Source organism: Bradyrhizobium sp. Arg237L (genome assembly GCF_029990105.1).
Classification (GTDB): domain Bacteria; phylum Pseudomonadota; class Alphaproteobacteria; order Rhizobiales; family Xanthobacteraceae; genus Bradyrhizobium.
The window spans coordinates 1-11068 of record NZ_JAQMIL010000135.1; the positions used below are offsets into that span (position 1 = coordinate 1).

The 11068-nt window shown below is 64.1% G+C and carries 8 protein-coding genes; 4 read left to right on the forward strand and 4 right to left on the reverse strand.

All coding sequences use genetic code 11. The features are described 5' to 3' along the window. Window positions 1-466: 466 nt before the first annotated feature. Entirely contained in the window at window positions 467-1708 is a 1242-nt protein-coding gene (locus OZ411_RS41860; protein WP_130582804.1) for a PLP-dependent aminotransferase family protein, read from the reverse strand. A gap of 61 nt (window positions 1709-1769) precedes the next feature. After that, window positions 1770-2234 (reverse strand): DUF3124 domain-containing protein, encoded by a 465-nt coding sequence (locus OZ411_RS41865; protein WP_245476704.1) that lies wholly within the window; start codon window positions 2232-2234, stop codon window positions 1770-1772. 127 nt (window positions 2235-2361) lie between these two features. On the opposite strand from OZ411_RS41865, the gene OZ411_RS41870 reads away from it, so the two are divergent. The 4 genes from OZ411_RS41870 (at window position 2362) to OZ411_RS41885 (ending at window position 7728) form a co-directional block, all read left to right on the forward strand. Next, the gene (locus OZ411_RS41870) at window positions 2362-4095 is read left to right on the forward strand and encodes a cation:proton antiporter (RefSeq protein WP_282532637.1); all 1734 of its coding nucleotides are present in this window, start codon (window positions 2362-2364) and stop codon (window positions 4093-4095) included. A gap of 108 nt (window positions 4096-4203) precedes the next feature. Continuing rightward, window positions 4204-5280, forward strand: coding sequence for a 3,4-dihydroxy-2-butanone-4-phosphate synthase (ribB, locus tag OZ411_RS41875; protein WP_282532638.1), 1077 nt, complete (start codon window positions 4204-4206; stop codon window positions 5278-5280). Between the two features lie 168 nt (window positions 5281-5448). Then, entirely contained in the window at window positions 5449-6663 is a 1215-nt protein-coding gene (locus OZ411_RS41880) for an acyl-CoA dehydrogenase (RefSeq protein WP_282532639.1), read from the forward strand. A gap of 147 nt (window positions 6664-6810) precedes the next feature. After that, window positions 6811-7728 (forward strand): MBL fold metallo-hydrolase, encoded by a 918-nt coding sequence (locus OZ411_RS41885; protein ID WP_282532640.1) that lies wholly within the window; start codon window positions 6811-6813, stop codon window positions 7726-7728. 53 nt (window positions 7729-7781) lie between these two features. Here OZ411_RS41885 and OZ411_RS41890 read toward each other — a convergent pair whose 3' ends face one another. Next, the gene (locus OZ411_RS41890; RefSeq protein ID WP_282532641.1) at window positions 7782-8993 is read right to left on the reverse strand and encodes an ABC transporter substrate-binding protein; all 1212 of its coding nucleotides are present in this window, start codon (window positions 8991-8993) and stop codon (window positions 7782-7784) included. Window positions 8994-9246: 253 nt separating this feature from the next. Then, window positions 9247-10815: a DUF4403 family protein gene (locus OZ411_RS41895; protein ID WP_282532642.1), complete on the reverse strand. Its 1569-nt coding sequence runs from the start codon at window positions 10813-10815 to the stop codon at window positions 9247-9249. Window positions 10816-11068 lie beyond the last annotated feature (253 nt).

Consider the following 11068-nt stretch of genomic DNA (forward strand, 5'->3'; position numbering starts at 1 on the left):
GTTGCACGGGACCCATGGGTGCAACCGGCACCCGGCTTTCCCTGCGCCCTCTGATATCGAGGAGGGTGGAACGAGACGCAAAGCTCGGGCGTGACTCGCCGCGAGAATGCGAACTCACGTCGCCTCCTCATACTCCACCGTCATGCCCGCGAAGGCGGGCATCCAGTACCCGGCGGCCTCTCGGCTCAAGCACGACCGCCTCTGGAATACTGGATCGTCCACCTTCGCGGACGATGACAGCGGAGAGGCTGTTTGACATTTGAATCAGAACTCTCTCCGCCGTCGTCCCGGGCTTGACCCGGGACCCATAACCACAGGCTTTTGTCGTGCTCCGCCGCAACCACTTGCTCGCGCCACAACACCTCCCTGTGGTTATGGGTCGGTGCTTTTGCAGGGACGACAGTCGTAGGATGGGTAGAGCGAAGCGAAACCCATCATGTTCAACAAGCGTGGATCGAAAATGCCTTCAGCCCTGCGCGCGTTCGATATTGCCGCTACGCGTCGGCACGCCGAATTCGCGCCGGCAGACGTCGGCGAGCACCGCCACGCCTTCGCGGATCTGCTGATGCGAGGGGCTCGCGAAGCACAGCCGCAGCCGGCTGCCGGACCACGCCTTGTTGGTCGACCATTCCGGTCCCGGATTGATGGAGACGCCGGCGGCGAGCGCCGCCTGGTAGAGTTTCAGCGTATCGACATGATCCGGAAGCTTGACCCACAGAAAGATGCCGCCCCTCGGCTCCTCGAATTCCGCCACGGTGCCGAACTGCTCGTTCAGCGCCTCCATCAGCGTATCGAGCTTCTTGCGCAGGCCGCGCGTCAGCTCCGGCACATGGGTCGCAAAATGCGGCGCGCAATATTCGGCGAGCACCATCTGCTCCAGCGCGCCGGAGCCTGCATCGGTCTTCAGCGCCAGCATCCGCGACATCACCTCCCAGGGTGCGACGATGAAGCCGACGCGCAGGGCAGGCGCGATCGATTTCGAGAACGAACCGATATGGATCACGCCGCCATGCTGGCTCATGGCGTAGATCGCGGGCGGGCGCTCGCCGCTCCAGGTGAGGTCGGCGTAGCAATCGTCCTCGAAGATCGGCACGCCATACTCGCGCGACAGCTTCAGCATCTCGGCGCGGCGGCTCTCCGGCAGGATCGAGCCGGTCGGGTTCTGCACGGTCGGGATGGTGTAGATATATTTCGGCGTGATGCCGCGCCGCTTATGGTCGGCGAGCGCGGCAGCCAGCGCATCGATCCGGATGCCGTCCTGGTCGAGGGGAATGCCGACGGCGTTGACGCCGAGCCGCGTGAGCCGGTTCAGCGAGCCCTGATAGGTCTCCTGCTCGATCAACACGGTGTCGCCCCGCGCAAGCAGCGTGTGGTTGACGAGGTCGAGCGCCTGCAGCGAGCCCGAGACGATCAATATGTCATCGGCCGTGCAGACGATGCCGGCGTCGCGCTTGAGCTTGCCGGTGAGGAATTCGCGCAAGGGCCGATACCCCTGCGGGCCATGGGCGAGGTTGTAGGTCGCGAGCGCCTTGCCCTCGCGCTTCAACACCGCGTTGACCGCCTCGATCAGCCCGTCGACCGGAACCCCATCCGGATCGTTGTTGCCGCCGACGAAGCTGTATTTGGCAAGCCCGGTCCACTTGGCGGCCGCCGCCGGCAGGCCGGCGGGCAACAGCGGCGCGAAATCGAATTGGGTTGAGGCGGACATGGACATTCACTCCCGTGTTGTTGTCATTGAGAAGGCCCAAGTGAAGTGGAAGGCCCTCTTGCTAGTTCTTGCCGACGATCCTGATCGGTCGCCCCTGGCTGATGAAGGCATAATGCCCCGGGCCGACGCTGCCAACCATCAGCGCTTCGACCGCGGGTTCGGCGATCTCGCCGGCTGCGGCCCAGTCCACCACGAAATTTGCGCCGGTGCCGCCGCGCACGTCGGAAATGGGGATGAAGACCTCGATGGTTGCGAACGGCTTCAGCGCGATCGGCGCCTTGAGGTAGCTTTCAACCGGCTTGCCTTCGGTGTCGAAATAGGCGATCCGCTTCAATACGAGGGGCTTGGTCTCGGAGGTGTTGTGGACACTCAATGTCACCGAGAAATCGGCCCTGAGCCTGCCTTGGCTCATCGAGACACTGGAATAGACTGGGACATAGAAAGAGCCGGAAACGGCGAGATTCTCGGCGGGAACAGCCGTCAGCGAACTCGCAAAACCCTGCTCGATGCTGCCGTTTTGCGCCATGGAGGGGCGGGATGCGGTCAGCGATGCCAGAATCGCCAGAAACAGGCTAAGGGCGCGGATGTGACAGATTGCTCGTTTGACCCCCGTGCTTGGGTCTCTAGGTTGCGATGAGGAGAAGCCCCAAGACATGCATGAACTTATAGGTGATATTACTTTAAGCATCCTGTTCGCCTGGGTGCTCGGCCTGTTAGCTCATTTCTCCCGGCAACCCCTGATCCTGGCCTACCTTATCGCCGGGTTTTTGATTGGTCCATTCGGCACGGGTCTGGTCAAGTCCCAGGAATCGATCAGCGTCATATCAGAGCTCGGCCTGATCTTCATGCTGTTCATGATCGGGCTCGAGATCGACCTGAAGAAGATCGTCCGCGCCGGCAAGGTGATCCTGTTCGCGGCCGGCGGCCAGCTCCTGGGCGGCTGCCTGCTCGGCATCCTGTTTTTCGTCGGCATCGGGCTGTCGATGGGCGGCGGCGGCAAGTTCGACGCGCTTTATCTCTGCGTCGCCTGCGCGCTCTCCTCGACCGTGATCATCGTCAAGGTGCTCTACGAGAAGCGCGAGCTCGATACGCTGCCAGGCCGCATCACGCTGGGCGTGCTGGTGCTGCAGGACATTTTTGCGATCCTGTTCCTCGCAGTGCAGCCGAGCCTCGACAACCTCCAGGTCGGCATCATCCTGCTTTCGATCCTGCGCGTCGGCGTGCTGGTGGCGACGGCGCTGGTGCTCAGCCGCTACGTGCTGCCACGGCTGTTCCAGCAGATCGCGCGGCGCCCCGAGCTGATCCTCTTGGGCGCGCTTGCCTGGTGCTTCCTGATCGGCGAGGTCGCCGAACGCCTGCATCTGTCGCGCGAGATGGGCTCGCTGGTCGCCGGGGTGTCGCTGTCGACCTTCCCTTATGCGCTCGACGTCACCGCCAAGGTCACGACCCTCCGTGATTTCTTCATCACGCTGTTCTTCGTCGCGCTCGGGATGACCATCCCGGTTCCCGGCCTCTCGGTGATCGGCCTTGCGCTGTTGATTGCGGCGTTCACCGTAGTGAGCCGCCTGGTCACGACGTTCACGCCGCTCTATCTGATGAAGCAGGGCTTGAGGGCCAGCCTGCTGCCGGCGATCAACCTGGCGCAGATCTCGGAATTCTCGCTGGTGGTGATCCAGACCGGCGTCGCCGCCGGGCATATCTCCACTGCGACATCGAGCGCCGCCTCCTTCGCCTTCGTGGTGCTGGCGGTGTTGAGCACCTTCGCGATCACCAGGAGCAGCGAGATCACCCGTTCCCTGATCGGGCGGTTGAAGCGGATCGGGCTTCGCGACCTCGACCAGGTCCACCCTGCGGAAGGGGGCGGTCAGGAGGCCGGCCACGGCGAGAGCCGCCAGATCGTGATCCTCGGCTTTTTCCGCGCCGCCAGCGCCCTGCTCAGCCAGATCGAGCGGCAGAACGAAGCGCTGTTGGAGCAGATCAGCGTCATCGATTTCAACCCGCTGGTGTTCAGGACCTTGAAAGATCGCGGCCTGCAGGTGATCTATGGTGATATCAGCAATGTCGATACGCTGGTGCATGCCGGCATCGGCAAGGCCGAGATCATCATTCTGAGCGTGCCGGATTCGCTCCTGGTCGGCGCCAACAATGAGAAGCTGGTCCGCCATGTCCGGAGCCTCAATCCGACCGCCAAGATCGTCGCGACCGCCGATTTCCTGGCCGATGTGAACGATCTCTACGTGGCCGGGGCCGACTACGTGACGGTGACGCGGATCAGCGACGCGAGCGAGCTGTTCTCGGTGATCGAAGCCGCCGATGCCGGACTTCTGGAAGAGAAGCGCGCCGCGATGGATGCGCAGCTCGCCGAGCGACGGGAGGTGTTGCCTTGAGATACGGCCTGGTATGCCTGCCGACGCTGTTCTGGCCTGCGGATTGATGCTGGCGCGGGCTGCCGGTTCCGGCTAATGCACTGCCAGCAAAAAGCGAGATTTTGAGACATGGCCGATACGATCCAGGAAGTGTTGCAAGCCTTTGCGAAGGGCGAACTCGTCGTCGTCACCGATGACGACGACCGGGAAGGCGAGGGCGATCTGATCGTCGCCGCGTCGCTCTGTACCGCCGACAAGATGGCCTTCATCATCCGCCACACCTCTGGCATCGTCTGCGCGCCGATCACCACCGACGACGCGAAGCGGCTGCGGCTCGACCCGATGGTCGCGCACAACGATTCCAGCCACACCACTGCCTTCACCGTCTCGATCGACTACAAGCCCGATGGCGGCACCGGCATTTCGGCAGACGAGCGCGCCTCCTGCTGCCGTGCGCTCGCCAATCCCAATGCCGGCGCCAATGATTTCGCCCGGCCGGGCCACATCTTCCCGCTGATCGCCCGCGACGGCGGCGTGCTCCTGCGCTCCGGCCATACCGAAGCCGCGGTCGACCTCTGCAAGCTCGCTGGCCTGCCGCCGGTCGGCGTCATCAGCGAATTGATGAACGACGACGGCACGGTGATGAAGGGTGCGCAGGTCGCCCGTTTTGCCGCCGCCAACAACCTCAAGCACGTCACGATCGCCGACCTGATCGCCTATCGGCAGGCCCGCGAGAAGCTGATCGAGCGGGTCGCGACGTTTACGACCGACAGCCCGATCGGCCCGCTGCAGGGCTATGCCTATCGCTCGCCGTTCGACGAGATCATGCACGCCGCCTTCGTCTATAACGGCATCGGCGACGGCAAGAACGTGCTGACGCGGTTGCACAAGCCGAATATCGTCAAGGACATCTTCACCGGCGGGGCTCGCATGGAAGCCGTTCTGCGGCAGTTCAAGAAGGCCGGCCGCGGCGTGCTGGTTTACTTGCGCGACGGCGCCGCCGGTGTTCCCGTCGAGCCCGTCGGCGCGACGCAGAGCGCGGAGGCCGATCGCAACCGGCAATGGCGCGAGGTCGGCGTCGGCGCACAGATCCTGCGCGATCTCGGCGTCACCTCGATCCGCAACCTCACCTCATCGGTGCATGACTACAAGGGATTGTCCGGTTTCGGCATCGAGATCGTCTCCAACGAGAAACTCGAAAGTTAATCGATACTGTCATTCCGGGGCGCGCGTAGCGCGAACCCGGAATCTCGAGATTCCGGGTTCGATGCTGCGCATCGCCCCGGAATGACGGTGAAGGGATCACCAATTGCGCTTCCACTCATGGCGCTTTAATTTAACGGTCAATTCCGAAACGACGCGAAAGGGATTTTCATGAGCGTGCGCCCCCAGGCCAAGGACAAGCCGGCAGCGGCTTCTTTCCAGTGGGATGATCCGTTCCTGCTCGATGACCAGCTCACCGAAGACGAGCGCATGATCCGCGACACCGCGCGCGCCTATGCGCAGGACAAGCTGTTGCCGCGCGTCATCAACGCCTATCTGGAAGAGAAGACCGACCGCGACATCTTCAACGAGATGGGGGAACTCGGCCTGATCGGCGTCACGCTGCCGGAGGAATATGGCTGCGCGAATGCAAGCTATGTCGCCTATGGCCTGGTGGCGCGTGAGATCGAGCGGGTCGATTCCGGCTATCGCTCGATGAACTCGGTACAGTCCTCGCTGGTGATGTACCCGATCTATGCCTATGGCGATGAGAACCAGCGCAAGAAATATCTGCCCAAGCTCGCCACCGGAGAATGGGTCGGCTGTTTCGGCCTGACCGAGCCGGATGCGGGTTCCGATCCCGGCGGCATGAAGACCCGCGCCGAGAAGGTTTCCGACGGCTACCGGCTGACCGGCAGCAAGATGTGGATCTCGAACGCGCCGATCGCCGACGTCTTCGTGGTGTGGGCCAAGTCGGCCGCGCACGACAACCAGATCCGCGGCTTCGTCCTGGAGAAGGGCATGAAGGGCCTCTCCGCGCCGAAGGTCGGCGGCAAGCTGTCGCTGCGCGCCTCTATCACCGGCGAGATCGTGCTCGACGGCGTTGTGGTTCCCGAGAGCGCGCTATTGCCCAATGTCTCCGGTCTCAAGGGTCCGTTCGGCTGCCTCAATCGCGCCCGCTACGGCATCTCCTGGGGCGCGATGGGCGCCGCGGAGGACTGCATGCACCGCGCGCGGCAATATACGCTCGACCGCAAGCAGTTCGGCCGTCCGCTCGCCGCGACGCAACTGGTGCAGAAGAAGCTCGCCGACATGGAAACCGAGATCGCGCTCGGCCTGCAGGCCTCGCTTCGCGTCGGCCGGCTGATGGACGAGGGCAAGATGGCGCCGGAGATGATCTCCATCGTCAAGCGCAACAATTGCGGCAAGGCGCTCGACATCGCCCGCATGGCGCGCGACATGCACGGCGGCAACGGCATCCAGATCGAATACCACGTGATGCGCCACGCCGCGAATTTGGAAACCGTGAACACCTACGAGGGCACTCACGACGTCCACGCGCTGATCCTGGGCCGCGCCATCACCGGCATCCAGGCGTTTTCGTAAGCGCTGAAGTTGTGGAGCGATATGTAACCCCTTGCTCCGTCATGGCCGGGCTTGTCCCGGCCATCCACGTGTGAGCTTCCGGAAAGAAAGCGCGTGGATGCCCGGGACAAGCTCGGGCATGACGAAATCAGCGTCAGGTGTTTAGCCATGGCCGACAACGACGACATCCCATTCAACCGCGATTTTCCGCTTCAGCCCGGCGTGGTCGACGAAGCCCGCCCCGGCGTCCGGCGCGTTCTCTGCAACAATCCGAGCGCGTTCACCTTCACCGGTACGGTCAGCTACATCGTGGGCAAGGGCAATGTCGCGATCATCGATCCCGGTCCGGATGATGAAGCGCATGCCAGGGCGCTCTTGGATGCCGTGCGCGGCGAGACCGTGACGCATATCCTGGTCACCCACACCCATCGCGACCATTCGCCGAACACCGCGCGGATCAAGCAGGCGACCGGCGCGCCCGTCTATGCCGAGGGCCCGCACCGCGCCTCGCGGCCGCGGTTCGAGAGCGAGAAGCATAATCCGGAGTCCGGGGCCGACCGCGACTTCAGGCCGGACGTCGAGGTCAAGAACGGCGACGTGATCGAAGGTTCCGGCTGGGCGCTGGAGGCGGTGGCGACGCCGGGCCATACCGCCAACCACCTCGCGTTCGCTTGGGCCGAGCGCGGCATCAATTTCGTCGGCGATCACGTGATGGGCTGGTCGACCTCGATCGTGGCGCCGCCGGACGGATCGATGATCGACTACATGGCCTCGCTGGAACGGCTGGAGCAGCGGCCCGAGGAACTCTATTTCTCCGGCCATGGCCCCGAAATCACCGAAGGACCGCGCTACGTCCGCTTCCTGGCGCGACACCGAAAGGCGCGCGAAGCCTCGATCCTGCATCGCCTCGCCAAGGGCGAGGCCGACATCCCGACCATGGTGCGCGCGATCTATATCGGCCTCGATCCGCGGCTAACCGGCGCTGCCGGCTATTCGGTGCTGGCGCATCTGGAGGATCTGGTCGCCCGAGGCATCGTCACGACCGACGGTGATCCCGTGATCGGGGGAACATATCGGTTGGCGTGAAGCGCAAATGACGGATGGGACGGTCCATCCGCCATTCGCTTACGTCGCGCGCGTCAGTGCGTCACCAGCGGGCAACCGCCCTTGTCGAGCGGACGGAAGGCTTCGTCACCGGGCACGGTGGCGAGCAGCTTGTAGAGGTCCCATTCGCCCTTGGACTCCGAGGGCTTCTTCACCTCGAACAGGTACATGTCATGCACCATGCGCCCGTCGATGCGGATCTTGCCGTTCTTGGCGAAGAAATCGTTCACCGGCGTGGCCCGCATCTGCGCCATCACCTTCGGCGCCTCGTCGGTGCCGATGGCCTCGATCGCCTTCAAATAATGCATCGTCGCCGAATAGAGCCCGGCCTGGATCATGGTCGGCATGTGCCCGACCTTCTCGTTGAAGCGCTTTGAGAAGGCCCGCGTCTCGTCATTCATGTCCCAATAGAAGGCGTCCGTGACGATCAGGCCCTGGGTCGCCTGGATGCCGAGCGAATGGGTGTCGGTGATTTCCTGCAACAGCGCGATCATCTTCTGGCCGCCCTGGGTGATGCCGAATTCGGCGGCCTGCTTCAGCGCATTGGTGGTGTCGCCGCCGGCATTCGCGAGTGCCACGACCTTGGCCTTCGAGGCCTGCGCCTGCAGCAGGAAGGAGGAGAAGTCGGAGGTGTTGAGCGGGTGGCGCACCTCGCCGAGCACCTTGCCGCCGCTTTCCTTGACGATGTTGGCGGCGTCGCGCTCGAGCGCCATGCCGAAGGCATAATCGGCGGTGACGAAGAACCAGGTGTCCTCGCCGCGCTTGACCATCGCCTTGCCGGCGACGTTCGACAGCGCATAGGTGTCGTAGGTCCAGTGCACCGTGTTGGGCGAGCAGGCGACGCCGGTGAGGTCGGACGTGCCGCCGCCGGAATTGATGTTGATCTTGTTCTTCTCGCGCGTCAGCGCCGAGATCGGCAGCGCGACCGAGGAGGTCGGCACGTCGAAGATCGCATCGACCTTCTCGTTGTCGTACCAGTTTCTGGCGATGGCAACGCCGACGTCCGGCTTGTTCTGGTGATCGGCGAAGACCACCTCGACCGGCTTGCCCTTCACCTTGCCGCCGTAATCGGCGACCGCCATCTGCACCGCGGCGACCGAGCCCTTGCCGGTGGCATCGGCATAGAGGCTGGACATGTCGGTGAGCACGCCGATCCTGACCACGTCGTCGGAAATCTGGGCATTGGCGGCGCCGCCGGAAGCGGCAAGCGCGAGACCCGCCGCAAGGGCGGCCGCAAGCGGTTTCATCGTTTCTTCTCCCTGGCTTCTTGTGGAGGATTATCATTAACGCCGCCAGTTCTATCCGGTGCCATTAGGGCGGCAAAGCCCGGGACCGCGAACAAGGCCGCAGGGGAGGTTTGCACGCGCGCAGCCCGTAGCCCGGGTGGAGCGGAACGCGCAACCCGGGACGTCCGCATTCGCATTCACGAGCGGTCCCGGGTTACGCTGTCGCTCCACCCGGGCTACGGCAGTCCCCGCAAGAGCGGGGCGAGGGAGAACCTCAAAGCGCCGGGAGCTTGCTGATGGAAACGTCGATTGCGCCTTCGGTTTCCACGATTACGCGCAGCGTCTTGGAATCGAAGGCGATGCCGGCGAGTCGCAGGCTCGTGATCTCGGTCGAAACCTTCACGCCGTCGTCGTTCTTCTGGTAATCGGCGATCGCAGCGGCGAGCTTCTCGCGGGCGTTGCTCGCGAACGGCTTCAGGTCGACGGTCATCTTCTCCGCGAGTGCCCGCTGCAACTGTGGCACCGCAGCGCGCGCCGCAGCACCCAGCAGGCCGAAAGCGGCCTCGGATTCGACCGCCAGCTCGATATCGGTCAGCCGCACGATCTGCTGCGCCTGATCCAGCACCGGCCGTCCCCAGATGTGCACGGTGGCCTCGGCGCCGAAGCCGAAGAAGCTCTTCTTCTCCTTTGCGTTCACCAACAGTGAGATCAGAAGGCGATCGCCGGACGCCGCCACGCTCGCGTGCTTCACCGTGACGTCAACCGGACCGGAGCCATCCTCCGGGAAGGTCTTGCCGGCGAGCTGCGCCTCCAAGAGTTTTGTCAGCGACACAAAGGACATGTCGACGGGCATGCCGATGCTGACATGGCCCGGCGTCTGCGGTCCGATCAGGATCGTCGCCGGGAACGGGCAGTCTGGCTTGGTCGGCGCCTCCGTGATCCGGGTCTCGGCTTCGATGCCGAGCGTCAGCGTCACCGCGGACGCGTCGACACGCGGCTGCGCCGCCAGCGCACGGATCGGGCGAAGCTCCAGCCACAATGGCGGCATGTTTGGGACGGCACCCGCGCCCTGCAGCGGGATCGAGCGGCAGGCTTTCGCCCATTGCGCGCGCGCATTCTGCTCGAAGGTCGGATCGTTGCGCATCTTCGTCTGCACGGCGGTCAACTGGTCGGCGACGGTCTTGTCGATCAGCGGCTTGACCTGCGCCGGCACGTTGACGCGGACGCCTGCGACCGACAGGCCGGTGTCGCCGAGATTGACCTGCGCCTGGAGATTCGGCTCGATGCGCCAGGCCGCGGCCAGCCGGGGGCGCGAGGTCACGACCACATTGCCTTTGATCTCGGCGTTAGCATTGATCTGCTTGATGTTGATGTCACCGATCTGCTTGGCGGCATTGGCGCCGAGCAGGCTGCCGAGCACATCGCCGATCGCGCCCGTCGCCTTCGCCGACAGCGAGCCCGTGACGTTCAGCGCACCCGTCAGCGGCGTGGAGAGCGACAGTACGTCCTCCGCTCCGGTCGCCACGATTGGCCCACGCGAGGCGGTCCAGCCGATATCGGCATTCTGCAGGATCTGCGGCACCGGATTGTCGGCCTTGCCGTTGAAATTCTTCGGCGTGCCCCTGTCGGCGACGTCGCGGATCGCCGACAGCGCGACCGCGACCGGTGCCATCACCACCGAGCTGCGCGGCGCCGGTGGCAGCGGCGGCAATTCGGCCAGCGGCGGTGCCGGTACCGCGGCGTGCGGCGACAGCCAGTCCATGGCCTTCAGGCTGATCAGGAACGACGCCGCAATCACCGCGACGCCAATCAGTATCATCTTCGAACGCATCGGCAGACGCATCATCGCCCTCGGATCGAGAAGCCCCCGATTCGCTTATTATAGGGAAGGGAAAAGATGCACCAGTGCGGCGGATCGGTGTCCGCGCCGCGGCGCTTCTGGGCCGGGCGCTGTTTGGTTGAACATAGCCTGTGCGTAGCCCGGGTGAAGCGTCAGCGTAACCCGGGACCAGCGGCAAACGTTGATTGGAGTGCCCCCCAAAAGTGAGACACGGGAAATTAGGGACAGTTCTCTAACGGAGAACGTATGCCCAACA